This window comes from Streptomyces sp. NPDC111520, assembly GCF_055635295.1.
Genome location: NZ_JBVKBW010000004.1, coordinates 245,162 through 270,046 on the forward strand (window position 1 = coordinate 245,162; position 24,885 = coordinate 270,046).

The 24,885-nt window shown below is 72.3% G+C and carries 18 protein-coding genes; 7 read left to right on the plus strand and 11 right to left on the minus strand.

The features are described from left to right. The first annotated feature begins 4 nt into the window (after positions 1–4). Complete coding sequence (locus tag ACZ7MY_RS11440) at positions 5–2,134, plus strand: protein kinase domain-containing protein (RefSeq protein WP_499601137.1); 2,130 nt, start codon at positions 5–7, stop codon at positions 2,132–2,134. A 39-nt stretch (positions 2,135–2,173) separates the two neighbouring features. Here ACZ7MY_RS11440 and ACZ7MY_RS11445 read toward each other — a convergent pair whose 3' ends face one another. The 3 genes from ACZ7MY_RS11445 to ACZ7MY_RS11455 are packed head-to-tail and all read right to left on the minus strand — an operon-like array spanning position 2,174 to position 5,193. Beyond that, positions 2,174–2,965, minus strand: a complete 792-nt coding sequence (locus ACZ7MY_RS11445) for an IclR family transcriptional regulator (protein WP_499601138.1) — start codon at positions 2,963–2,965, stop codon at positions 2,174–2,176. Between the two features lie 52 nt (positions 2,966–3,017). Continuing rightward, the gene (locus ACZ7MY_RS11450) at positions 3,018–3,959 is read right to left on the minus strand and encodes a hydroxymethylglutaryl-CoA lyase (RefSeq protein WP_499601139.1); all 942 of its coding nucleotides are present in this window, start codon (positions 3,957–3,959) and stop codon (positions 3,018–3,020) included. 1 nt (position 3,960) lies between these two features. Further along, complete coding sequence (locus tag ACZ7MY_RS11455) at positions 3,961–5,193, minus strand: CaiB/BaiF CoA transferase family protein (RefSeq protein ID WP_499601140.1); 1,233 nt, start codon at positions 5,191–5,193, stop codon at positions 3,961–3,963. Positions 5,194–5,480: 287 nt separating this feature from the next. Here ACZ7MY_RS11455 and ACZ7MY_RS11460 point away from each other — a divergent pair, with 287 nt between their 5' ends. Continuing rightward, positions 5,481–7,049 carry a GntP family permease gene (locus ACZ7MY_RS11460; protein ID WP_499601141.1) on the plus strand — a complete coding sequence of 523 codons (1,569 nt, stop codon included), beginning with the start codon at positions 5,481–5,483 and terminating at the stop codon, positions 7,047–7,049. 9 nt (positions 7,050–7,058) lie between these two features. On the opposite strand, the gene ACZ7MY_RS11465 is transcribed toward ACZ7MY_RS11460, so the two are convergent. From ACZ7MY_RS11465 to ACZ7MY_RS11480, 4 genes are all read right to left on the minus strand, one after another. Continuing rightward, positions 7,059–7,844 carry a hypothetical protein gene (locus ACZ7MY_RS11465; RefSeq protein ID WP_499601142.1) on the minus strand — a complete coding sequence of 262 codons (786 nt, stop codon included), beginning with the start codon at positions 7,842–7,844 and terminating at the stop codon, positions 7,059–7,061. A gap of 87 nt (positions 7,845–7,931) precedes the next feature. Continuing rightward, entirely contained in the window at positions 7,932–8,618 is a 687-nt protein-coding gene (locus tag ACZ7MY_RS11470) for an NADPH-dependent F420 reductase (RefSeq protein ID WP_499601143.1), read from the minus strand. A 41-nt stretch (positions 8,619–8,659) separates the two neighbouring features. After that, the gene (locus tag ACZ7MY_RS11475) at positions 8,660–9,691 is read right to left on the minus strand and encodes an LLM class flavin-dependent oxidoreductase (protein ID WP_499601145.1); all 1,032 of its coding nucleotides are present in this window, start codon (positions 9,689–9,691) and stop codon (positions 8,660–8,662) included. Next, positions 9,684–10,733, minus strand: coding sequence for an LLM class flavin-dependent oxidoreductase (locus ACZ7MY_RS11480; RefSeq protein WP_499601146.1), 1,050 nt, complete (start codon positions 10,731–10,733; stop codon positions 9,684–9,686). Before ACZ7MY_RS11480 ends, ACZ7MY_RS11475 begins: the two co-directional genes overlap by 8 nt. Before the next feature lie 125 nt (positions 10,734–10,858). On the opposite strand from ACZ7MY_RS11480, the gene ACZ7MY_RS11485 reads away from it, so the two are divergent. Next, a complete protein-coding gene (locus ACZ7MY_RS11485) occupies positions 10,859–11,314 on the plus strand; it encodes a MarR family winged helix-turn-helix transcriptional regulator (RefSeq protein WP_499601147.1) in 456 nt (151 codons plus the stop codon). Positions 11,315–11,338: 24 nt separating this feature from the next. Here ACZ7MY_RS11485 and ACZ7MY_RS11490 read toward each other — a convergent pair whose 3' ends face one another. Then, complete coding sequence (locus ACZ7MY_RS11490; RefSeq protein WP_499601148.1) at positions 11,339–12,148, minus strand: SDR family NAD(P)-dependent oxidoreductase; 810 nt, start codon at positions 12,146–12,148, stop codon at positions 11,339–11,341. A gap of 116 nt (positions 12,149–12,264) precedes the next feature. Then, positions 12,265–13,110 carry a GNAT family N-acetyltransferase gene (locus ACZ7MY_RS11495; RefSeq protein ID WP_499601149.1) on the minus strand — a complete coding sequence of 282 codons (846 nt, stop codon included), beginning with the start codon at positions 13,108–13,110 and terminating at the stop codon, positions 12,265–12,267. Between the two features lie 312 nt (positions 13,111–13,422). Between ACZ7MY_RS11495 and ACZ7MY_RS11500 the strand changes: the two genes are divergently transcribed. Continuing rightward, complete coding sequence (locus ACZ7MY_RS11500; protein WP_499601150.1) at positions 13,423–15,387, plus strand: SpoIIE family protein phosphatase; 1,965 nt, start codon at positions 13,423–13,425, stop codon at positions 15,385–15,387. A 71-nt stretch (positions 15,388–15,458) separates the two neighbouring features. Here the strand turns inward: ACZ7MY_RS11500 and ACZ7MY_RS11505 are convergent, their stop codons facing one another. Continuing rightward, on the minus strand, positions 15,459–18,008 hold the full coding sequence (locus ACZ7MY_RS11505; RefSeq protein ID WP_499601151.1) for a SpoIIE family protein phosphatase: 2,550 nt from the start codon (positions 18,006–18,008) through the stop codon (positions 15,459–15,461). A gap of 288 nt (positions 18,009–18,296) precedes the next feature. Here ACZ7MY_RS11505 and ACZ7MY_RS11510 point away from each other — a divergent pair, with 288 nt between their 5' ends. Further along, positions 18,297–18,569 carry an MmyB family transcriptional regulator gene (locus tag ACZ7MY_RS11510; RefSeq protein ID WP_499601320.1) on the plus strand — a complete coding sequence of 91 codons (273 nt, stop codon included), beginning with the start codon at positions 18,297–18,299 and terminating at the stop codon, positions 18,567–18,569. Between the two features lie 349 nt (positions 18,570–18,918). Here the strand turns inward: ACZ7MY_RS11510 and ACZ7MY_RS11515 are convergent, their stop codons facing one another. Further along, on the minus strand, positions 18,919–19,962 hold the full coding sequence (locus ACZ7MY_RS11515; protein WP_499601321.1) for a multicopper oxidase domain-containing protein: 1,044 nt from the start codon (positions 19,960–19,962) through the stop codon (positions 18,919–18,921). A gap of 201 nt (positions 19,963–20,163) precedes the next feature. Here ACZ7MY_RS11515 and ACZ7MY_RS11520 point away from each other — a divergent pair, with 201 nt between their 5' ends. Beyond that, positions 20,164–22,644 carry a ThuA domain-containing protein gene (locus tag ACZ7MY_RS11520; RefSeq protein ID WP_499601152.1) on the plus strand — a complete coding sequence of 827 codons (2,481 nt, stop codon included), beginning with the start codon at positions 20,164–20,166 and terminating at the stop codon, positions 22,642–22,644. Beyond that, positions 22,641–24,854: an OmpL47-type beta-barrel domain-containing protein gene (locus ACZ7MY_RS11525; RefSeq protein WP_499601153.1), complete on the plus strand. Its 2,214-nt coding sequence runs from the start codon at positions 22,641–22,643 to the stop codon at positions 24,852–24,854. The genes ACZ7MY_RS11520 and ACZ7MY_RS11525 overlap by 4 nt, the downstream gene beginning before the upstream one ends. Positions 24,855–24,885 lie beyond the last annotated feature (31 nt).

Consider the following 24,885-nt stretch of genomic DNA (forward strand, 5'->3'; position numbering starts at 1 on the left):
GGCCATGGACCGGTTGCTGCCCGCCGACCCGTCGTGGATCGGCGGGCACCGGCTCGTGGCGCGGCTCGGGGCCGGCGGGATGGGCGTCGTCTACCTGGCGCGCTCCCCGCACGGCGCCTGGGTCGCGCTGAAGGTGATCCGCACGGAATTCGCCGAGGACGCGGGCTTCCTGGCCCGGTTCCGCCGCGAGACGGAGCTGGCGACCCGTCTGTCGAGCCGCTGGACCGTGCCCGTGCTGACGGCCGACGCGGACGCGCGTTCGCCCTGGCTGGCCACCGCCTACGTCCCCGGGCTGCCCCTCAACGAGGCCCTCGCCCTGCACGGGCATTGGCCGCCGGCGCAGGTCCGCACCCTGGCCGCCGCGCTGGCCGCGGCCCTGGAGGACGTGCACGGCGCCGGCCTCGTCCACCGCGACGTCAAGCCCGCCAACGTGCTGCTCGCCGCCGACGGGCCGCGGCTGATCGACTTCGGCATCGCCCGGGCCGTCGGCGCGACCGCGCTCACCACGGACGGCACCGTCATCGGCTCGCCCGGCTACCTGTCCCCGGAGCAGGCCCGCGGCACGGCCGTCGGGACCGCGAGCGACGTCTTCTCGCTGGGCTGCGTGCTCGCCCACGCCGCCACCGGCAGGGCCCCGTTCGGCACCGGGGGAGCGGCCGCGGTCCTGTTCAGGACCGTGCACGAGGAACCCGACCTGACCGGCCTGCCCCACGAACTCGACGCGCCCCTGCGGGCCTGCCTCGCCAAGGACGCCGGTGGACGCCCCACGGTGACCGAACTGCGCGGTCTCTTCGGCGTGTTCGACCCCGGGTCGTGGCTGCCCGGCGGGCTGCCGGCGGTGGTCGCCGACCGTGCCGGCCGCGTCCTGGACCTGCCGGTGCCCGAACCGACCGAGCTGTCCGCCGCCGGTTCGCCCCTGCCGTCCGCCGTGCCCGCCGTGCCCACCGGGCCCCCGGTCTCCCGGCGGCGGCTGCTCGCCACGTCCGCCGCGCTCGGCGTCGCCGCGGTCGGCGGTGGCACCGCGTGGTGGCAGTGGGGACGGTCCCGCGGGACGGGCGGCACCGGGCGGTCGCTGCCGACCCGCGTCATCGGCCTCCTCGGCGACCGCTCGGCCGCGGCCGTCCTGGCCCAGGAACGCGGGGCGGGCCTCGCGGTGGCCGAGCACAACGCCCGTCCCGACCGGGCCTTCGACCTCGCGCTGCGCACCGCCGACGACGGCGGCACCGCGGAGGGCTCCGCGGCAGCCGCCCGCCGGCTGGCCGCCGACCCCGGCGTGCACGCCGTCATCGCGGCGGGCGACAACCGGGCCGTGCCCGCCGCCGTGCCGGTCTGCACCGAGGCCGGCGTCTGCCTGCTGGTGACCCGCGCGGACACCGAGCGGCTCAACGCCGTCAACGCGACGACGGCACTCGTGCTGCGCCCCACCCGCACCGCGGGGCCCGGAGCCGTCGACCGCTACCTCAACCGCGTCGTCCGGCCCCGGCGCACGGTCGTCGTCCACGACCTCGCCGACGAGGAGGAGGGCCGGCCCACCGTCGAGATCGTCACCGTCCACGGCAAGCTGGACGGGAAGGTCGACGTGCTGGAGGTCGCCGCCGACGAGGACTTCGACGCCGCCGCGCACACCGTCGCGGCCCGCCCCGACGACGCCGTCCTCTTCGCCGGCGTCACCCCGGCCCGCGCCGCCGCCTGTGCGAAGGCCCTGCGCACCGCCGGTCACCGCGGTGTCCGGGCCGCCGACGAGAACGTGCTGTCCGCGGGCTTCCTCCGCGAGGCCGAGGGCTGGTGGATCAGCACCGCCCGCACCGACGCCGCCGCCGACCCCCGGACCCGGGCGTTCGCCACCGCCTACACCGCCCGCCACCGCACCGCCCCCGGGCCCTGGGCCGCCGAGGCCTACGACGCCGTCCGTTTCGCCGCGCACGGCCTCGCCGCGCTCGGCGGCGAGGGCCGCGAGTCCCTGCGCGCGGAACTCCTGCGCGCCCCCTGGCAGGGCATCACCCGCCGCTACAGCTACGAGAGCCAGTCCCAGTTCCTGGAGACCGGCCAGGACGGCGGATGGTTCCTCTTCCACGTCGAGGACGGGCGGGCGCGCTTCGTGTCCCGCCACGACGACATCGGTACGGGCACATGACGTCCCTGCCCACCGCCGGAGCCGCCCCCCGGCGGGCGGTCAGTGCGCGGTGCCGTCCGCGCGGATGCCCGGGCGGTAGCCGAGGGAGCGGGACGCGTCCTCGGCGGCCTCGACGACGACGGGGGCGAGCCGGCCCACCTCGGCGGGGGTGAGCCGTTGCGTCGGCGCGCCGATGCCGATGGCGGCCGCCAGCTCGCCGGTGCTGCCGAACACGGGGGCGCTGACGGAGGCCGCGCCGATGTCGCGTTCCTCGAAGGAGGCGGAGTAGCCGTTGCGGCGGATCTCCTCCAACTGGTCGTCCAGCAGGTCGATGTCCACCACGGTCCGCGGGGTGTGCCGGGTCAGGCCGTGGCCCACCGCGTCGCGGCGGGCGATGGGGTCGAAGGCCATGAAGACCTTCCCGGCCGAGCCCGCGTGCAGGGACATCACCATGCCCACCGCGAACATCCGCATCACCACGTGGTGGGCCTCCGCCAGCGACACCACCGTGCGGTGGGCGCCGTCGCGCACGTACAGGCAGGCGGTCTCCCCGGTCCGGTCGCGCAGCCGCCGCAGTGCGGGCCGGGTGAGCCTGACCATGTCCAGGCCGAAGGTGCCCGGCGCCGCCCACTGCACGAAGTGCAGCCCGATGCGGTACACGTCCCCGTCACGGTCGAGGAAGCCCTCCCGCAGCAGGTTGTGCACCAGGCGCTGGCAGGTGCTCGCGGGCAGCCCGGTGGCCCGGGTGATCTCCTGGAGGTTCAGCTCCGGGCGCTCGATGGTGAAGCACTCCAGGATCTGGCGGATCTTTTGCAGCACCAGCAGCGGCGCGGTCCCCGCCTTCTCGCCCATGCGCACCACCGCGTCCTTCCCGCCCCCGGCCGGGGGCGTCCCGTACGAGGACTCACCGTACGTCAGTCGGCGCGAGGGCGGTGCGCAGCGGCACCGGCGCGGCCGGCACCGCGGACAGGGCGGAGTCCAGCCGGTGCCCGAGCAGCACCCGCAACTCCTCGCGCACCGCGGTGAGGCGGCGGACGTCGACGCCGGTCGCGACGCCGGCGTGGTGGCAGAGGTTGACCAGGTCGTCCGTCCCCAGGTTCCCCGCGGCGCCGGGCGCGAACGGGCACCCCCCGATCCCGCCGAGTGCCGCGTCGAAGCGCCGCACGCCCAGTCGCAGCGCCTCCCAGACGTCGGCGGACGCCATCCCGTAGGTGTTGTGCAGGTGCAGGCCGAGGGGGAGTTCCGGCAGCGCGTCGCGGACGGCGATGACGGTCCGCCGGACGTGGCAGGGGCCGGCCGCGCCGATGGTGTCGGCGAGGTGCAGCACGCGGATGCCGAACGCGTCGAGCCGCCGGGCGAGTTCCACCACGGTGCCCGGGTCCGTCTCGCCGTCGAAGGGGCAGACGAAGGCGGTCGCGACGGTGGCCTCCAGCCGTACCCGGTGTGCCTTCAGCACGTCCACGGCGGGCCGCAGGCGCTCCAGTGCCTCGTCCCGCGGCACCCCGGCGTTGGCGCGGCTGTGGCCGTCGCTCGCGGAGACGGTGAGCCGTACGTCGCGTGCCCCGGCCGCGATCGCCCGGCGTGCGCCGCGCTCGTTGAAGACCAATGTGTGCAGCAGCACGGACTCCCCGGGTCGCAGCCGCGCCACCAGCCGGTCGGTGTCGGCCAGTTGCGGGACCTTCTCCGGGTGGACGAAGGAGCCGATCTCCAGCGAGGTCAGCCCCGCTTCCAGCAGCCCGTAGGCCAGCCGCAGCTTGTCCGCGAGGGGCAGCACGGCGGCCTCGTTCTGCAGACCGTCGCGGAGCATCACGTCGGTGATCACCACCTGGTCGGGCAGGGCGGTCACGTCACACCACCCCCCGGGCCCGCAGGCCGGCGCGGCGGTCCGCCCCGATGCCCAGTTCGGCGAGGACGGCGTCGGTGTGCTCGCCCAGGTCCGGGCCGAGCCAGCGCGTGCCGCCGGGCGCCTCGGCCAGCTTGGGGACGACGCCGGGGAAGGCCACGTCCTGGTCCCAACCCGGTGCGATGGCCACGCGGTGCCGTTCGAGCATGCCGCGTGCCGCGAAGTGCGGGTCCTCGGCGATCTCGGCCGCGGTGTAGATCGGGCCGGCCGGGATCTCGCCCTCCCCCAACAGCTTCATGACCTCCTCGTACGGCAGCCCGCCGGTCCACGCCGCTATCGCGTCGTCCAGTTCGGCGGCGTGCCGCACCCGGCCCGCGTTGTCGGCCAGCCGCGGGTCGTCGGCCAGTTCCGGACGGCCGATGACGGCCGCCAGGCGCTTGAAGACGGCGTCGCCGTTGCCGCTGATCACCACGGACACCCCGTCCCGGCACGCGTAGGTGTTGGACGGCGCGGCCCCGGGCAGGGCGCCGCCGGCGCGTTCGCGTTCGACGCCGAAGGCGTCGTGGTCGGGGGTCAGGGACTCCATCAGGGAGTACACCGCCTCGTACAGGGCCACGTCGACGACCTCCCCGCGTCCGGTCGCGGCGCGGCGGTGGAGCGCGGCGAGGGCGCCGATCACGGCGTACAGGCCGGCCACCGAGTCGGCGAGGCTGATGCCCACCCGGGTGGGGGGACGGTCGGGGTCGCCGGTGAGGTGGCGCAGTCCGCCGACGGCCTCCGCCACGCCGCCGAAGCCCGGCCGGTCGCGGTAGGGCCCGGTCTGCCCGTAGCCGGAGATCCGCACGAGGACCACCGACGGGTTGACCTCGCGCATGCGTTCCGGGCCGAGGCCCCAGCGCTCCAGGGTGCCCGGCCGGAAGTTCTCCAGCACCACGTCGGTGCGCCGGATCAGGGCCAGGGCCAGGTCCCGGCCCTCCGGGCGCCGCAGGTCCAGCGTGAGGGACCGCTTGTTGCGGTTCATCGCGCGGAAGAGCAGGGAGGTGTCGCCCCCGTGCAGCCGCCAGCGGCGCAGTTCGTCCCCGACGCGCGGCCGTTCGACCTTGACGACGTCGGCGCCGAAGTCCGCCATGAGGCGGCCGGCGGACGGAGCGGCGATGAAATTGCCCAGCTCCAGGACTCGCAACCCGGTGAGAGGACCGGACGGCGCTCGGCTGTCCGGCGGGAAGGGTTCGGGCATCTGCCATCACCTCGCTGACCCATATCGTGATGTCTCATTCCATGATGTGGGGCAAGGAGGACTGCGTCAATAAGTCCCATATGTTCCTCTCGATGGGTGAGACGTGCTCTTTTATCCGCGTGGTGAGTACGGGTGGCGCATGCGAGTGCATGTGCCGGAGGGGCGGAGTACCCTCATGATGAGTCGCCGTCTCACTCAGAGCCGGTCCTGGACGAGCCCGCTTCCGCACCGCGATGGGGCGCCTGCCCGTACTCGCCTCCCGGCGCCGTGTGTGCAAGGGAGCGCGGATGTCCGAAGTCCCCGTACTGGCCAACACCGCCGTGGCGATCGTCGGCATCGTCGCGCTGATCGTCCGCTTCCGTGTGAACCCGGTGATCTCCCTGGTGGTGGGGTCGCTCTACCTCGGCCTCGCGACCGGCCTCGGGGTGACCCGGACGATCAGGACCATCACCACCGGCTTCGGCGACATCATGGCGGAGGTCGGTCTGCTGATCGCCTTCGGCGTCCTCATGGGCGCGGTCCTCCAGGAGATGGGCGCCGTCGAGCAGCTCGTCGACCGCCTGCTGCGCGTCTTCGGCCCACGGCGCCTCCCGCACTCCATGGCGCTCACCATCGGCACCCTGCTGCAGGCCATCTACCTGGACGTGCTCCTGGTCATCTGCGCGCCGCTGGCCCGTACCGCCTCCCGCAGGCTCGGTCCGCTCGGTTCCGCCCGCATGGGCGCCGCCCTGGCGATCGGCCTCGAGAGCGGCATCGTCCTCATGGTGCCCGGTGTCGGCGCGCTGGCCCTCGCGGCGCTGCTGCACGTACCCCTGGGCACGATGCTGCTGTGGGGGCTGGTGCTGATCGTCCCCACCGTCCTCGTGTCGGTGACGATCATGTCCTTCCTGTTCCGGCGGGGGCTCTGGAACAGCGCCACCGACGAGGACGCCGCCGTCGGCGCCGGTACGGAGACGGGCACGGGGACGGGTACGGGGACGGAGACCGCGCGGCCGGCGAAGGAGCCGGAGCCGGAGGCCGAGCCGGAGCCGGGGACGGCGCGTCCGGCTGAAGCGGCGCGGGTCCGCCCCGTCCCGGTCGTCGCCGTGGCCGGTGCCCCCGCCCCGGCACGAGCGCGCCCCGGGACCGGCCGCCTCCTGAGGCACCGTCCCGCCCCGGGGCCGCGGACGGCGCCCGTGGCCGGCCCGCCCCCGGCCGGCGCAGGGAGGGAGCCGAGCCTGCTCGTACGGTTCGCCCCGCTCGTGACCGCGCTGCTGCTGATCGGCGGCGGCGCGGTCGCCCAGGCCACCCACACCCGCAGCCCGGTACTGACCTTCGTCTCCAGCCCGGTGGTGGCGCTGCTCACCGGGCTCGCCGGAACGCTGCTCGTCGCACGGTTCACCGTCGGCCGCGAACGCGTGGAACGCGCCCTCGTCCGCGGCTTCAAGGACAGCGGCCAGATCCTCGTCCTGACCGCGGTGGGCGGCTCGCTGGCCGCCGTCGTGGCCGCGTCCGGCCTCGGCGGCATCCTGCGCGGCTCCTTCACCACCGGCGGCCACATCGCACCGCTGCTGCTGGTCTGGGCCGTCGCCGCCGCGCTCCACCTCGCCGTCGGCTCGGTGACCATCTCCGCCATCACCACGGCCGGCGTCCTCGCCCCCGTCGCCCACGGCCTCGGCATCGACCCGGTGCTGGTCGCGCTGGCCATCGGCGCGGGGTCGCTGTTCGCGGTGCACGTCACGAGCAACACCTTCTGGCTGCTCCAGTCCCTGATGGGCCAGACCACCCGCGGCACGCTCAAGAACTGCACGCTCGGCGTCTCCGTCGCTTCGGTCGTCGCCCTCCTGCTGCTCCTGCCGATGTCGTTGTTGCTGTGAACCCCGGCGTCATGCCCTCAGAACCGCCAGAAGGGCGCGGGCGGCGGCGCGGAACTCCTCGTCGTCACGGATCATGTCGACCTGGACGCCCGCGGCGTGGCGCCTCAGCGGTGACAGTTCGGCCACGACGGCGGCCAGTCCGTCGTGCCACGGCCGCCCGGTGTCCACGACGGCGAGCAGCGCCGCCACACGGACCTGAGGGGGCTCGTTCGTCCGCGACGCGGCAGCGCACAGGTCGTCGGCCGCGTCGGCCGCGTCGGCCGCGTCGGCGCCGACCGCGACGCACGCGGTCAGCACCGCGGCACGCTCGGCCGGCCCGGTCTCGGTCTCCCATCGCCGGCGCAGCGCCGCCAGGGCCTCCGCTCCGGCCTCCGGCCCGCACCGGGCGACCACCCACGCCGCCCACCGCCGGCTCTCGGCGTCGTCGTCCGACAACAGGGGCAGCAGCAGCGGCAGTTGCTCGACAACCGCGGCATGCGCGGCGCCGGGCCGTTCCGGATCGTACTCGTCCGCGCTCTCGGCCACCGCGCCCACCATGCACAGCAACTCCGCGCGCCGCACACCCGCCACGGCGAGACGCACCAGGAAGGGCACGGCCGGCACCGTCGCCCGGTACACCGTGCCCTGGTGCACGAGGCTGTCCCACAGCTCCTCCGCGGCCTCGTCCGCGGTCTCCTGATCCGCGGACGTCAACGCCCGCAGCAGGCCGGGGACGTCTTCGGCGGGGCCGAAGGCGTGGTGCAGCTCCGGCCAGGCGATCCGGTCCAGGCCGGCGAAGACGGTGTCGTGGTCCATGGCCCGGACCCTGTCACGCGGGTCCGACAAGGCCGGGCCCGGGCGGGGGAACACGACCTCCTGCCCGGGCCAGCCGGTCCCCGGCCGCTACACGCGCGCCTCGGCCACGGTCCGTCCGCGATCGGTCTGCGGGAAGCGGTCGAGCATGGCGCGCAGTTCGGTGCCGTCGACGTTGGCGCCGAAGGGCTCGGTGCCCGGTTCGAGGCGGACGCCCTCGGCGAGGGGGCCGGCGACGACGGGGTCGAAGCCGAGCGCGTCCACGAGGCGGGCCACCTCGGCGAGGTCTCCGGGGTCGTCGCCGGCGATGGCGATCGCCTTGCGCCCGGGCGTCCCGGCGGGCCGGGCGCCGTCCTCCAGGTCGTGGTAGCCCATGTGGTTGAAGGCCTTCACCACGCGCGACCCCGGCAGGAAGGCCTGCACGGTCTCGCTCGACGACGTGCGCGGGTCGGTGAGGTCGTCGCGTATCCCGTCGACCTCCCACCAGTAGTTCATCGCGTCGATCACGAGCTTGCCGCGCAGCGGCTCGGCCGGGATGCCGCGGTACTTGCCCAGGGGGAGGGCGAGGACCGCGATGTCCGCCCGGGCCGCGGCCTCGGCGGCGGTCACCGCGACCGCGCCCGGGGTGAGGACCTCCACCGTGAGCGCGATGGCCGCGGGGTCGCCCGAGCCCGCGACCAGCACGCGGTGGCCCGCGGCCAGGGCCAGCCGGGCCAGCACGGTCCCGACCTTGCCCGCGCCCAGGATGCCGATCGTGCGCACGCCCTCGGTGTCCATGTCGTCTCCGTTCCGTTCCTGCGTGGGTGTGGGCGTCGGGGTCAGCCCGCGAGGATGTCGCGGACCATGGGGATGACCTTCGTGCCGTAGAGCTCCACGGCGCGCATGCGGGGTCCGACCGGCTGGGGGCCCACGGTGTAGATCAGGTCGAACCGGCCGACCCCGAGGTCACCAACGGCCGCCGCGATCTTGCGGGCCACGGTCTCGGGCGACCCGACGTACATGGAGCCGTGCTCGATCTCGGCGTCGAACTCCTCGCGGCGGACCGGCGGCCAGCCGCGCAGCTTGCCGATGCGGTCGCGCATCACCTTGTAGCCGGGCCAGAACCCCTCCCGGGCCTCCTCGTCGGTGTCCGCGACGAAGCCGGGCGAGTGCATGCCCACCGGGTGGGCGGTCGTGCCGAACTGCTCCGCCGCCCTCCGGTACAGGTCGATGTACGGCGCGAAGCGCGTGGGGGCGCCGCCGATGATGGCGAGCATCAGCGGGAAGCCGTAGCGCGCGGTGCGGACGACCGACTGCGGCGAGCCGCCCACGCCGACCCAGGTCCTGAGCCGGCCCGACTCGGTCTTCGGGAAGACGTCGGCGTCCTTCAGCGGCGCCCGCGTGGTGCCGCTCCAGGTCACCGGCTCCTCGTCGAGGAGCTTCGCGAAGAGCTCGATCTTCTCCTCGAAGAGCACGTCGTAGTCGCTGAGGTCGTAACCGAACAGCGGGAACGACTCGGTGAAGGAGCCGCGGCCCAGGATCACCTCGGCCCGCCCGTTGGAGAGGGCGTCGACGGTCGAGAAGCGCTGGAAGACGCGGACGGGGTCGTCGGAGCTGAGGACGGTCACCCCGGAGCCGAGCTTGATCCGCTCGGTGCGAGTGGCGATCCCGGCAAGCACCGTCTCCGGGGTCGACACCGAGTACTCGGGGCGGTGGTGCTCCCCGAGCGCGATGGCGTCGACGCCGATCCGGTCGGCCATGACGGCCTCGTCGAGTACCTGCCGGATGGCGGCCGCGTGGGAGACGGGGGCGCCGGTGTCGTCCACCGGTACGTCGCCGAACGTGTCGAGGCCGAAGACGAGGTCAGACATCAGCGGGTTCCTTCGTGAGCAGTTCGCGCACCATCGGCGCCACTTCCCGGCCCAGCAGTTCGATCGTGCGGGCGCGGGCCTGGCGGGGCAGGCGCATGATGTCGTACTTCAGGTCGAAGCGGTTCAGGTGGAGGTCGCGGGCGACCCGGGCGATCTTGTGTGCCACGGTGGCGGGGGAGCCGACGAAGAGCGCGCCGTCGGCGACCTCCGCCAGGTAGCGCTCGTACGTGGGCGCGTAGAAGCCGCGTTCCTCGGAGAGCGCGGTCATGACCGGCTGCCAGTACCGCCACCAGGTCTCGACGGCCTCCTCGTCGGTGTCCGCGACGAGGCCCAGGGAGTGCTGGCCGACGGGCTGGGCGGGGTGCCCGGCCTGCTGGAGGCCGCGGTGGAAGAGGTCCACGTGTCCGGCGAACCGCTGCGGGCGGCCGCCGATGATCGCCAGCATCAGCGGCAGGCCGTAACGGGCCGCGCGGAGGGTGGAGTTGGGGCTGCCGCCGACGCCGATCCAGGTGGGGATGCCGCCCTCCCGCATGCGCGGCCGCAGGAGCTGGCCGGCCAGCGGGGTCCGGACGGTCCCGGACCAGGTGACCTCCTCCTCCCGCTGCAGGCGCATGAACAGTTCGAGCTTCTCGTCGAAGAGCCGGTCGTAGTCGGAGACGTCGTGGCCGAACAGGGCGAACGACTCGGTGACCGAGGCCCGTCCGAGGACGAGCTGGGCGCGGCCGTCCGACACCGCGTCCAGGGTGGAGAACGCGTGGTAGAGCCGCACGGGGTCGTTGGTGCTGAGCACGGTGACCGAGGTGCCGAGTTTGATGCGCTCGGTGGCGGTGGCCATCGCCGACAGGAGGACCGGGGTGGCGGTGTCCATGTGTCCGGGCCGGTAGTGCTCGCCGACGCTGAAGACGTCGACCCCCGCGGCGTCGGCGAGCGCGGCCTCCTCGACGAGCAGCCGGACGGTCTCGGCGTCGCTCAGGACGCGGCCGTCGTCGGTCGCGATCTCTCCGAACGAGTTCAGACCCAGTTCGAAGGCAGTGGGCTGCATGGTCCCCTCCTCCCGCCTCCGGAACGGTTCCGCGTCCGGCGGCCAAGTGATTGACGCGTCAAGCATGCATCGATATGATTGACATGTCAAACAGAGGGGTGCTCATGGGACGCGGACACGGGCCTTTGCCCACCACCGAAGAACTCCGGATCTGGCGCGACTTCATCGAGACCACCGAACGGCTCCGCGCCCACCTGGCGTCGCGCCTGCAGGCCGACTCCGCGCTGTCCCCCGGGGACTACGCGGTCCTGCTCGCGCTGCACGAGGCCGAGGGGCACCGCCTGCGCTCCTCCGAGCTCGCGGCGGCGATCGGCTGGGAACGCAGCCGCCTGTCGCACCACCTCGGCCGCATGGAACGCCGCGGGCTGATCCGGCGGGTGGAGTGCACCACGGACAACCGCGGCGCCGAGGCCGTCCGCACCGACGACGGCGCCCGGGCCTTCCGGCACGCCACGCTGCCGCACCTCGGCGCCGTCCGGGAGATGTTCGTCGACGCCCTCACGCCGGAGCAGACGGCCGCCGCGGGAGAGATCGCCGAGGCCCTGCGCGCCCGGCTGGACGCGGCGTCCGGCGCCCCGTGACGTCCGGCCGGGCGGGCCCGCGGGTCAGGGCCGGGCGTAACGGTCGCTGATCACGCCGCGCAGGCCGGCGGCGTTCCGCAGGGCCTGCCCGCGCGCCGCCTCGTCCTCCCAGGGGGTCATGTCGGGCAGGGTGGGGATGCAGACGAGTTCGCCCATGTCCAGGCCCACCAGCGCGGCGCGGACGAAGTCGTCGGCGTCCACGAACGACTCCTGCGGGAACATCGCGGAGTCCACGCCGGAGGCCTCGAAGAACTCGGTGCGCACCGGACCCGGCAGGACGACCTGCACACGGATGCCGCTGCCCTCCACCTCGCGTTGCAGGGCCCGCGAGAAGTGCAGGTCGTAGGCCTTGCTCGCGGCGTAAGCGGTGCCCCCGGGCGGCGCGTGGAACGCGCCGATCGACGACAGGTTGATCAACGTGCCCGAGCCGTGCCGGCCGAAGGAGAGCAGCGCCGCCCGGGACAGCCGGGTCAGCGCGAGCACGTTCACCGCCACGAGCCGGTCCAGGTCCGCGGGCGCCGCCTCGCGCAGCGGCCCGAGGGCCCCGAGGCCGGCCGCGTTGACGACGACGGCGAGGTGCTCGTGGTCGAGGACGGCCCGCTCCACCCGCGCGAGGCCGTCCGGGTCGGCCAGGTCGGCGGCGAGGACGGTCGCCTCGAGGCCGGTCTCCCGGTGGACGGACTCGGCGAGCGCGGCCAGCCGGTCGGCGCGGCGGGCGACCAGGACCGGCGCGTAGCCGCGCCGGGCCAGCTGCTCGGCGTAGCAGCGCCCGATCCCCGAGGACGCGCCGGTGATCAGTGCGGCGGGGGTGCGGTCTGCCTGGGCATGGGGCATGGGCGGCCTTCCGGGAGCGGGCCCGTCCCCTCGACGGACCCGGTCCTCCCATCGTCGTGCCCGGGGGACCGCCGCGCCGCAGGGACGGCGGACGCGTCGCGACCGTCCGCGCCCTCTCACGCCCCGGTCGAGGACCGCCAGACCCAGTTGCGGCGCTCGTAGGCCACCTGGAAGCCGAGCCGGAGCATGTTGTGCAGCGAGGAGTTGTGGGTGCCGGGTGCCTCGGCTCCGGTCTCGGCGACCAGCACACGGCAGCCGAGGTCCCGGGCCTTCAGGGCCCGGGCGGCCAGCAGGGCGGTCTGGCCGCCGCGCTTGCGGGCGTGCGGCAGCACCGCTCCGGCGAACATCTGGGCCGCCTCGCCGCGGACGTGCATCGTGCCCGTGCCGACGATCTCCCCGTCCAGCCAGGCCGCGAACGGATGCCATCCCGGCCGCACCGCCGAGGCGGCGGTCATCGGCGCGTAGTGCTCTTCCGGCATGCCGAACGCACGGGTCACCACCGCGCCCCACTCCTGGGCCCGGTCCGCCTCCACCGGGGCGACCCGGATCCCGGCGGGCGGCTCCAGCGCCTGCGCGCGGGCCACGGCCTCCTCGACGGGGCAGACCAGCTTCACCCAGGACGAGCCCGCCGTGATGCCCTCGCGGGCGCAGATGTCGTCCCAGTCCTCCGGGAGGAAGGCGGGCGCGATCTGGAGGACGGCCTGAGCCGTCCCCTCGGCGCGGTAGAAGTCGCACACCTCGTGGATCACCTCGGCCGTGACCGGTGTGGAGACACCGAACCCCAGCGCCTTGCTCCAGTACTGGGTGGGGTCGTTGCGCATCGACAGCACGACGCCGCCGCCGATCCGCGCGGCGTTCATCCCGAGCGCCGCCCGGACGGAGCCGGGCACCTCCGTCTCGAACCGGTACATCGCCTCGGCCTCGGACCGCTCCGCGACCGCCGGGGGGACCACTGCGTTCATGTGAGGCCTGGCTCTCTTCTCTGGTACACGTCGCCCGCGGGCCGGAACACGACCCCTGGCGGGTGGGGCCGCGCGGATCATATATCGACAAAGTGACGTACGGGATTCCCGTCACGCTGCCGGTGCGGTTCGCGAGCGGGTGTCCCTGACGACGCCTGGCATCAGTCCGTCCGGCTCCGGGTGGTGGGCGCGTTCTCGGCGCGGGCGCCGGCCGTGCGCATGGCGGGCGTACCGGGAAGTAAGGCGTGAAAGTGCGGAATAGAATGGGTCGTGATCATTGGGGCATCGCTCGATGATTGACAGGGAGCGCTGATGGACGCCTCGGACGACCTCCTTCGATGGGCTACCCCGTCGGCTCTTCTGGCCGTGGACGGCACCATCCGCTCCCTCAACGCACCGATGGCCGCGACGCTGGGCACGCCCGTCGAGCAGTGCGTGGGCCGGGACTTCTCCGATCTGCTGCCCGAGAGCCAGCGTACGTCTGCTGAGAACCTGCTGACGATCGGGGCCACGACGAAGACAGTCGCGATGCGTGTGCTGGAGTTCTCCGCGCCGGGGAGAGCATCCGTGGTGAGCCTCATCGAAGCCCGCCCAGTGACCGATCCCGCGGGTTCTGAGCGGCTGGTCTGGTTGCACTCGGTGGACGCGCGAAACGACCCGGGCGGCCTGCTGATCCCGTTCAGGCTGGCGGCCGCGGCTGCGGACCTCGGCCTGTGGATGTACTCACCGAGGGAGAACGAGCTCGAGTGGTTGGGTGGCGCACCCGCGCTGGCCCTGCTGTTCCCGCAAGCCAAGGCGTCCTTGTCCAGGGTGGTCAGGGGGTGCCACCCGGACGACCGGGAGGTCCTGAGACGGCTCGTACGCTCGACTGCCACCCAGTCTCCCTGGATCAGCCTGCAGTTCCGTTCCGGGAGCGACGGATGGCAGCATCTGGCCTGCCAGATCCGGCGGATCCAGCTGGGCTACGCCGGCCCCGAACAGATCTTCGGAGTGATCCGGGACGACACCAAGTTGGAGGCCGGTCGGCAGGCAGCGGCGGCCACGCTGTCCGCGGAGCGTCAGCGTGCGGACGAGATCGCCGCGTTCTCCGCCGCTCTGATCACCGCAGCCACCGAGCAGGAACTGCAGCAGGTCGTCCTGACGCGGGTCGCCGCCACCTTCGGGGGCACGGGCGCCGTGCTCACGCTCCTCGACCAGGAGACAGGGCTTCTCCACGCCTCCTCCGACGCCAGGGTCGATCCGCAGCAGATGGACGCCATGGACGGGATGTCCCTCGAGCAACCGCAACCGCTGACCTGTGCGATCCGAACCGGCGTGCCGTATTTCATCCCCAACCATGCCGAGCTCATTCGCGACTGGCCGCAGAGCGCCACCATCCCGTGGCTTGACTCCTTCGTCGGGATATCGATCGCTCCCCTCAGTCCGGTCGGCGACCAACCGCTCGGGGCCTGGGCGGTGATCTACGACAGGGAGCACCACTCACCCCCCGACGAGCGTGCCCTCATGAGCACTCTGGCGGACCTGGCGGGGCAAGCACTCAGACGCATCCGATTGCAGCAGGCCCGCGTCGAGTTGGCCGCGGCTCTCCAGCAGAGCATGCTGCCCACCCTGCCCGAGTGTCTCCCGGGCTTGGAGGTCGCCGCTCGGTACCAGCCGAGCCGGGACGGGCTCGACATCGGCGGGGACTGGTACGACGCCTTCGTGACGCCCGACGGTGCGGTGGCCCTGGAAATCGGCGACAGTCAAGGGCATGACGTCGATGCCGCCGCCTTCATGGGGCAGGTGCGCACTTCCATCCGCGCGATCGCCTCACACGAACCGGACCCGGCGACCGTGCTGACGCGCACCAACGAATTGCTGGTCACCATGAACGCGGCACGATTCGCCAGCTGCACCATGCTGTACATCGGTCCAGGAGAAGGGCAGGTCACCGGCGCCAGCGCAGGCCACGTACCCTTGCTGTGCGTACGCGACGACGGCAGCAGCACCATCCGCGAGCTGCCGGGCGGTCCGGTGCTGGGCGTCCTGCCGGGAACGGACTACCGCGAGGAGACCTTCATGCTCGACGAGGGCACCGCACTGGTCATGGTCACCGACGGAGTGGTCGAAGGGCCGGGCCTGACGCTGGACGCCGGTCTGGAGCGGGCCGGGATGCTGGCTGCCCACGCCCTCCACGACGGATTGAACGCCGATGCGATCGCCGACCAGATCCTCGACGCCGCGGTCGCGGTGGACCACCTCGACGATGTGGCCGTCCTCGTCATCAGGCGCGTATAGCGGCACCGAACCGTGGGACACCCCGTTGCCGTCGGCAGGAGGCGACGGCGACGGGGGCGCGAAGCGCTGTCCTAACGCGGTTGGGCGACCGGCGGTCGGTGATCCGCGTGCACGACGCAACCTCGGTGATCGCCGGCGGCCTGGGGTGGACACAGATCATCTGCGTGCGAGGATGCGCAGGGCAGGTCTTGATCGACCCAGACGAGCTTGCCGCCCGTCGCGGACCGAAAGCCCCACCTGTGGGACAGCTGAGCGATCATGAACAGGCCCCGGCCGCTCTCGTCGACGAAGCGAGCGTGGCGCAGGCGGGGGTGGCAACTGCCGCTGTCGAAGACTTCACAGGTCAGGACTTGGTGCTGGATGAGCCTGAGACGGATGGGGCCGGCGCCGTGGCGGATGGCGTTGGTGACCAGCTCACTGACGATGAGTTCCGTGTTGGGCACGAGGTGATCCAGCCCCCAGTCCCTGAGTTGCCGGGCGGCCTTGTGCCGTGCCGTCCGGACGACCGTCGGGTCAGCCGGGAGGTCCCAGGAGGCGATCTGGGCGGCGTTGAGCGTGCGGGTCCGGACGAGGAGCAAGGTGACGTCGTCCGACGGTGCCTGGGTCGGCAAGGTCTCGATCACCGAGGAGCACAGGTCCTCCAGGGACTGACCGGACCGCGAGAGGACGGAGCCCAGGCGGCGCATCCCCGCCTCGATGTCGTCGTCCCGGGACTCGACCAGGCCGTCGGTGTAGAACGCGAGCAGACTTCCCTCTGGGAGCTCCACTTCCACGGAGCCGAAGGGAACCAGGCCGAGGCCGAGGCCGAGCGGGGCGCCGGTGGGCAGGTCGGGGAAGGCGACCCGGCCCCGCGGGTCGATGATCGCGGGCGGCAGGTGCCCGGCCCGTGCCATGGTGCACTTACGGGTGACCGGGTCGTAGACGGCGTACAGGCAGGTGGCGCCGACGACCGCGGGAGGCTGGTCGGAGGCGTCGGCGTCCTCCTCGGTCAGCCGTCGGACGGTGTCGTCGAGGTGGGCCAGCAGCTCGTCCGGGGGCAGCTCCAGGTCGGCCAGGGTGTGTACGGCGGTACGGAGCCGGCCCATGGTTGCCGCGGCGTTGATGCCGTGGCCGACCACGTCGCCGACGACGAGGGCCACCCGGGCGCCGGAGAGCGGGATCACGTCGAACCAGTCGCCCCCGACGCCGGCATCGATGTCGGCCGGGAGGTAACGCGAGGCCGCCTCCACCGCTGCGCCGCCCCTCAAGCGGCGGGGGAGCAGGTTGCGTTGGAGTGCCAGGGCCGCGCTGCGTTCACGCGCGTACTGGCGGGCGTTGTCCAAAGAGAGGGCTGCCCGGCTGACCAACTCCTCGGCCAGCAGCAGGTCGTCCTCCTGGAAGGGCACCGGGTTCTCCGTGCGTGCGAAGACGGCCATGCCCAGCATGGAGCGCCGCGCGCGAATGGGCACGACCATGAGGGAGTGCACCCCGTTCTCACGGATCTTCTCCGCCCGGCACGGATCACGGTCGATCCATGTTCCGGCAGAGGTGTCCAGCACGGCTTCAAGGTGAGACCGCCCTGTGAGCAGGACCCCGGCGAACGGCGAGGACGGTGAGACCGGAACGGGCTCGCCGCGCGCCCACCACGACTCCGGGACTCCCGGGTGGATCGAGGCCAGGCCGACACGGCGGCAGGCGCGGGGGAGACCGCTCGTGGTGTCGGAACGCGCCGAGGGCTCCTCGCCGAACGGAACCGAATCCGCGAGGTCGACGATCGCGTAGTCGGCCAGCAGCGGCACCGCGACGTCGGCCAGTTCCTGCCCGGTCTGCACGACGTCCAGCGAGTTACCGATGCGCGTGCTGGCCTCGTTGAGAACCGCACGGCGCTCACAGACGCCCTGGCTTCCGGTGACGTCCACGATCACCGCGCAGACTCCCAGCGGCCGGCCCTTCGCGTCCTGAAGGCAGAAGAAGGACGCCGAGAACGCGTGCTCGCGGCGCGGATCGCCCGGCGGCCACGCCTGGTACTCGTGGACCGCGGTGCTGCCGCTCTCCAGTACCTGCCGCATGACGGCTTCGAGCCGTTCGGCGTCGAAGCCGGGCATCGATTCGGTGAGCCGACGTCCGAACCGGCGGTCGCGGGGAATGCCGTCGTGACGTTCCATGACGTCGTTCACCCAAGCGCACAGGAGTTGCGGGCTGTGAACGACGATGCCGATGGGTGCGCGGATGAGGAGCGACTGTCGTACCGATCCGTTGATCGTCCCCGAGGAGAGTGCGTCTATGTCGGTCAGGGACACCAGCCATCGCAGGGTGGCGCCCTGTCCCCGGAGCAGGGAGATGCGCAGGCTCAGGTTGAGGGTGTGGCCGTCTCGGTGGCGGACCGTTGCGGTACCGGACCAGCCACCCCGAGCACGGCACTGCTCGGCGAACGCCGAGTCTCCCAGGACCTCCTCGAAGGACGGCAGCACGAATGCGGCGGACTGGCCCAGCACGTCCTCGGCCCGGTGGCCGACAAGCCGCTGAGCCGCTTGCGTCCACGCGACCACCGCCCCTCGCCTGTCGATCATCGCTATTGCGGAGTCGGATATCTCCCGGGGCTTCGGGGGCTTAATGAGTTCGGCCTTTTCAGTGGTCATCATCGCGGTTTATCCCTTCAGGCGTGCGACGCGGGGAATAGCCGGTCCTCGTGCGATTCCAGCGAACCAGCCGGAGGGGTGTCCGAGGGGGGTCAAGCAGGCCCTCCTCGGACATGGCCTGCCGGTCCGGGTACTGGCAGGCCCCCTGTCCCGCGCCGACAGGTCCCCGAGGGATGTCCGGGGATCAAGCGGATCGACCTTCGGGCGGTGGCCGCCCTGTCGCCCGTGCCGGCGGGAATTTCCGGGGTACTGGTTCCGGTTGAATGGCGGCGCTTTCGGGGATTTCCTTCGATGCCTTTCTTTTCGCCGGGTGGCGGTAGGGCGTTTGCCTTGAAACATGGGCATGGAAGCGTCCAGTGCGGGCGTTACCGGCACCCGCTGCTCGGGGAAGTCGTGCTCGACTACGAGACCCTCGTATTTCCCGGTGACCCTGACCAATGGCTGTACGTCTGTACGGCCCCACCCGGCTCACCGTCTTCCGCGGCGTTGCATTCCCTGGCCGACCGGATCGGTGACCCGGACGGCGATCCGGGCCGGAGGCCACCCCGGGCCGGTCCGCCCTGATGTGGGCCGGCTTGGCCGACGGTAGGCAACAGCGCCTGTGCCAGTGCCCGTTCGTGATCGGACGGCCGGCAGGCCGGACGTCGGGAACGTCGTTGTGGGGCGTCACTTACGTCCGCACACGCGTGAAGACCCCGCATCCAGCGTTCTGGCTGGTGGCGGGGCCTTCAGGCACCTCGTGCGCGGTGCCCCCGAACGCCTTCGCGTCCTCGTCGGACGCCCATTCGTCGACGCGGTCTGCCTGTCGGAGGGCTCGGTCAAGTTGGCCGCTGCAGCCACTCTGCGGGCCGTGGAAGCTGATCCGGCCATCGTGGTGTCCCTGCGGACCGACCACCCTGCCGTGGGACGCGCGTCACCCCGTGTGGTGGTGCTCGTGCTCCCCGCCGGAGGACGTCTTCGCGCCACTCTTCCCGGACTTCGCCGCGCCCGCCGGGTGGTCCGGGTGGTGCGGTTCGTAGCCGGGGATCGTGCCGTCGGGCTTGGCGACCAGGAACAGCCCGGCCATCCCCATGTCGGAGTGGCTCTGGACGTGGCAGTGGTACATCCAGGCGCCTGCGCCCACGTGTTCACCCGCGATGACCTGGAAGCCGAAGGAGTCCGCCGGCCCGGTGATCTTGTTGTCGATCACCCGGCTGGGGTCGTCCGGGCCGGTCAGCAGGCCCGTCCTGTTGTCGGCCCAGCGGTGACCGTGCATGTGGAACGTGTGGTAGTACTCGCCGTGCGTGATCATGATGATCTCGACGCGGTCGCCCACCGTCGCCTCGAAGTCCGGGGTGTCGGCGCCGGTCCTGTTGTTGATGGTCATGTCGTTGAAGACGATCGTGAACTGCTTGTCCGGCAGGATGTCGCCCTTCCGCCGCACGACCACCGGCCCGTACAGGCCCTTGCGGATCCCGCCCGTTCCGTGGTCGGTGCCCACGACGTGGTCGTGGTAGTGCCAGTAGCCCGCGCTGCCCGGCCGCCACGTGCCGTCCTTGCGCCGGCCCGGGGCGTGGGTGCGCCAGGTGTACGTCCGTGTGCCGCCAGGCTCCACGTGACTGCGCGTCATGCGCGTGCCGTCGCTGGAGATGTCGTAGTCCATGCCGTGCACGTGGAGGCTGGCGTCCACGTCGGAGGCGTTCTCGAACTCGATGTGCAGGGTGTCGCCCTCGACCAGTTCGATCAGCGGACCCGGCACGGTGGCCTTGCCCTTCTCCAGGCCGTACCCCATCTGCCCGTTCGGCAGCGTCTCGGCGTAGAGCTTGAGGTGGCGCACCTGGCCGCCGGCCGGTGCGGTGGGCGGTGCGGGCTCCGCGGAGGAAGCCGTGGGGGCGGAGGCCACCGCCAGCGTGGCCGTCCCGGTGGCGGCGACCACGCCACCGGCCAGCAGCCGCCGGTTGAAGCTCCTTCTGTCCAAAGCCATACCGGTCTCTCCAGTGCCGTGAGGAGACGGTCGGGGCGCGAGGGTCCCCGGGGACGGCCACACGGTAGACCAGTGATCTCCGTTTATCCACACCCGGGACAAAGTTGGTGAGATTCCGTCCATAGCTGTTGGCGGACCGTCAAAAGCCGTCTAGCTTCAGGCGCTGTTGCTGTGACCACGGAGGGTGGGTGAACCATGCACACCGCACCACATCACCGGTCGAGATCCCGGCGCGGCACGGCCGCGGTCCTGGTGGCGGGGACCCTGGCGGCATCGCTGCTGGGCGGCACCGCCGCAACGGCCAGACCGTATCCGGAGCCTGAGCCGACAACGTTATCCCTGCCGTCCCCACCGGGCGGCGCGAACGTCAAGGTCCTGCTGTTCCACGCCTCGGCCACCGAGGAGTCCCCGACCGTCGACGCGGGCATCGAGGCGATCGAGGCGATCGGCCTGTCCGGGCCGGCCGCGCAGCGCTTCAAGACCGTGGCGACGGACGACGCCTCGGTCTTCACCAACGCCAAGCGGCTGGGCACCTTCAACGCGGTCGTCTTCCTGACCGGGGGCGGCGACGTCCTCGACCCCGAGCAGGAAGCCGGCCTGGAGGCCTACATGGAGGCCGGTGGCGGCTTCCTCGGCATCCACGACGCGGCGCGGACCGAGCCGTACTCCGACTGGTTCGCCGGCCTGATCGGCGCCCGGCCCGCCGCCACCAGCCCGGCCGCCGTCCAGCGCGCCGTCGTCGAGACACCGGACCGCGTCAATCCGGCCACGAAGGACCTGCCGCTGGAGTGGAAGCGGCCCGACAAGTGGCTCAACTGGGCGAGCAACCCGACCGGCACGGTGCACACCGTCGCCAAGGTCAGGGAGAGCAGCTACAAGCCGGGCACCGGCGCCAACGGCGTCGACCACCCGGTCTCCTGGTGTCGTGACTACGACGGCGGCCGGTCCTTCTACACCGGGATGGGCGGTACGGCGGAGTCGTTCGCCGAGACCGACTTCCGCGACCACCTGCGCGGCGCCCTGCAGTGGACCACCCGGCTCTCCCGCGCCGACTGCAAGGCGACCATCGACGCCAACTACAGCGCGGTGAAGGTCACCCAGCCCAACCAGCCAGGGCAGCAGGACCAGATCGGCGAGCCGCACGGCATGGTCGTCGCCCCCGACGGGCGGGTGCTGTACATCGGCCGCGGCGGCGGCGCCAACGGCTCCCCGGTCGTGACCGACTGGAACGACCCCGCCATGGGCAAGGGCCTCGGCCAGGTCCACGTCTACGACCCGGCGACGAAGAAGGTGACCCTCGCGGGCGCCCTGACCGTCTTCGGCAACAAGGGCGGCGGCGACGAACTCACCAAGGTCGAGGAAGGGCTGCTCGGCATCGAGCTCGACCCGGCCTTCGAGACCAACGGCTGGGTGTACCTCCACTACACCCCGCACTCCGGCCTCGACCGCGACAAGCACGTCGCGGAGCGGCGCGTGTCCCGCTTCACGCTGGACCTCGCGAGCAACAAGCTGGACCTCGCCTCCGAGAAGGTCCTGCTCAAGTGGCCCGTCCAGGTCCACAGCTGCTGCCACGCGGGCGGCGGCATGGCCTGGGACTCCAAGGGCAACCTGTACGTCGCGACCGGCGACAACAACTCGTCCGGATTCAGCGACGGATACTCCGGCAACAACCCGCAGCCCAACTTCAAGGGCCTGTCCTTCGCCGACGCCCGCCGCACCGCGGGCAACACCAACAACCTCAACGGCAAGATCCTGCGCATCCACCCGGAGCCGGACGGCACCTACACCCTGCCCGAGGGCAACCTCTTCACCGGCAAGGAGCAGGACGAGGGCGGCGGCAAGACCCGCGGCGAGATCTACGTGATGGGCGTGCGCAACCCGGCGCGGATCTCCGTCGACAAGGCCACCGACATCCTCTACGCGGGCTGGGTCGGCCCCGACGCGGGCGCGCCGAGCACGACCTGGGGACCGGCGAAGTACGACACGTTCGCCGCCATCACCAAGGCCGGGAACCACGGCTGGCCGTTCTGCATGGGCAACAAGCAGCCCTACCGCGACCGCAACCTGCCCGACCCGAGCAAGCCGCTCGGCTGGTACGACTGCGACGCCCCCAAGAACGAGTCGCCGAACAACGACGGCCTGGTGAACCTGCCGCCCGTCACCGGCAACACCATCTGGTACTCCCCGCAGGGCGGCGCCCCCGACTTCCCCCGGAACGCCGCCGGGGTCCCCAGCTACAAGAACGAGGAGGCCACCTACCTCCTGCCGTGGCTCAAGGGCGGCGGCCAGGCCACCATGGACGGCCCGGTCTACCGCTACGACGCCGCGACCGCGGGTGACGGCGCGTGGCCGCGGTACTGGGACGGCAAGTGGTTCGTCGGCGACTTCTACGACGCCGACAACCCGCGCCACGCCGTGCTGACCGACCCCAAGACCGTCGGCAAGGGCGGGCTGCCCGTCACCGCCGGGTCGCTGAAGAAGATCATCCCGGTCGGCCAGGGCGGCATCCGCAACCTCATGGACTGGAAGTTCGCGCCGGACGGCTCACTCTACGTCCTCGACTACGGGCGCGGCTTCTTCACCTCCGACTCCCAGTCCGCGCTCTGGCGCGTGACCTACAAGGGCGGCGCGGCCACTCCCGCCGCGAAGGACCTGGTCAGGAAGGCGGCACAGTGAGACAGCGACCTCTACGCCCACTCGTGGCCCTGCTGGGCGCGCTGCTGTTGGTGCTGGGGCTCACCTCGACCGTCGCGTACGGGCGCACCGACGACCGTGCGGCCGGCGGGACCACGGCCGCCGCGCAGGTGCTCACCTGGACGGCCAGTTCGCGCACCGACCGGTACGCGAGCTTCCCCACGACGGCGGTGGCAGGCCCGGCGACGCTCGTCTTCGAGAACAGCGCGGCGACCGGCAACGACATCGGCATGCCGCACACGCTCACCTTCGACGTGTCGGACCCCGAGTACAACCACGACGTCCCGCTCAACATCCTGGCCAACCCGAACGACGACACCGGCGGCCGGCACACCGCCGAGGTCGTCCTCACCCCCGGCCGCTACCGCTTCTTCTGCAGCATCCCCGGCCACGGCCAGATGCAGGGCATCCTGACGGTGACCGAGGCCGGCGGTGAGGACACCACCGCGCCGGCCACGGCGGCCGAGGTCACGGGCCAGAAGAACGCCGACGGCGCCTACGTGGGCTCCGCCACGGTCACCGTCACCGCGACCGACGACGCGTCCGGCGTGCAGACGGTGGAGTACGCGGTCGGCGAGGACGGCCCGTGGCAGCCCTACACCACGCCCGTGGTCGTCGACCAGGTCGGCTCCCACACCGTCCGCTACCGCGCCGCCGACCAGGCGGGCAACGTCGCGGCCGAGAAGTCCGTCGCCTTCGACGTGGTCGCGCCGCCCACCGACGACACCACCGCGCCGGAGACCTCCGCGACCGTCAGCGGGGAGAAGGACGCCGAGGGCAACTACCTGACGATGGCCACGGTCACCGTCACCGCGTCGGACACCGGGTCCGGCGTCAACACCATCGAGTACGCGATCGGGGCCGCCGGCGCCTGGCAGCCGTACACCGCGCCGGTGATGGTGCACCAGGTCGGCTCCCACACCGTCCGCTACCGCGCCACCGACAAGGCGGGCAACGTGGCCGCCGAGAAGTCCGTAGCCTTCACCGTCGTGGCACCGCCCGCCCAGGACACCACCGCGCCGGAGACCTCGGCGACCGTGACCGGCACCAAGAATTCCAACGGCGCGTACATCACCAGCGCCAAGGTCACCGTCACCGCGACCGACGCGGGCTCCGGGGTGGACCGCGTCGAGTACTCCCTCGACGGCGGCCCGTACCTCGCGTACTCCGCCCCCGTCATCGTCGACCGGATCGGCTCCCACACGCTCGCCTACCGCGCCACGGACAAGGCGGGCAACACCGCGGCCGCCCGAGAGGTGACGTTCACCGTCGCGCAGGGCGGCGGCGTCCCGCCGCCCAACTGCCCCGAGTACGACGAGCGGCTGACCGTCATCGTCGGCACCGTGGACTCGGGCGTGCCGAACCGGCTCACCCGCGACCGCTGCACCATCAACGAGCTGATCGAGGACGAGAAGGACTGGTCCTCGCACGCCCTGTTCCTCAAGCACGTCGACGGCGTGCTCGACCGGCTGCTCGCCGACAACGTCATCGACCGGCGCGAGTTCAACAGGATCACCAAGGCGGCCAAGCAGTCGAAGATCGGCAAGCCCGGTCAGACGAAGGGCTACCGCGACCTGTTCGACGGCACCGAGGCCTCCCTCGCGCAGTGGGAGCAGGTCGGCGGCGGCCGCTTCACCCTCTCCGGCGACGGCGCCATCACCAGCAGCACGACCGTCCCCGGCATGGGCATGCTGTGGTTCCCGGAGCGCAAGTACGGCGACTTCTCGCTCAAGCTCCAGTTCCGCGACGACGCCCCCGGCACGGGCAACGCCAACGGCGGAGTCTTCATCCGCTTCCCGGACGTCCACGACCACCCCGAGGAGTCCCGCCCCGAGTGGGTCGCCATCAACTACGGGCACGAGATCCAGATCCTCGACCGCCCCGACGGCGACATGTACAAGACCGGCTCCGTCTACGGCTTCGACCGCGTGGGCCTCGGCGGTGCCGGCGTCACCCCCAAGGGCACCTGGAACGACTACGAGATCCGCGCCGAGGGCCAGCACTTCACGGTCCTGCGCAACGGCGTCGTCATCAACGAGTTCGACAACGTCGGCGGCCAGGTCTTCGCCCCGCCGCGCGCCGGGGACCCGGGCACCGACGGCCGGCGCTACGCCACCGGCTACATCGGCCTCCAGGTCCACAGCACGACGGACGTGATCTCCTACCGCGACATCCGCGTCAAGGAGCTCTGACCCGGCACGACCGCCCGAGCGCCACGCGGAC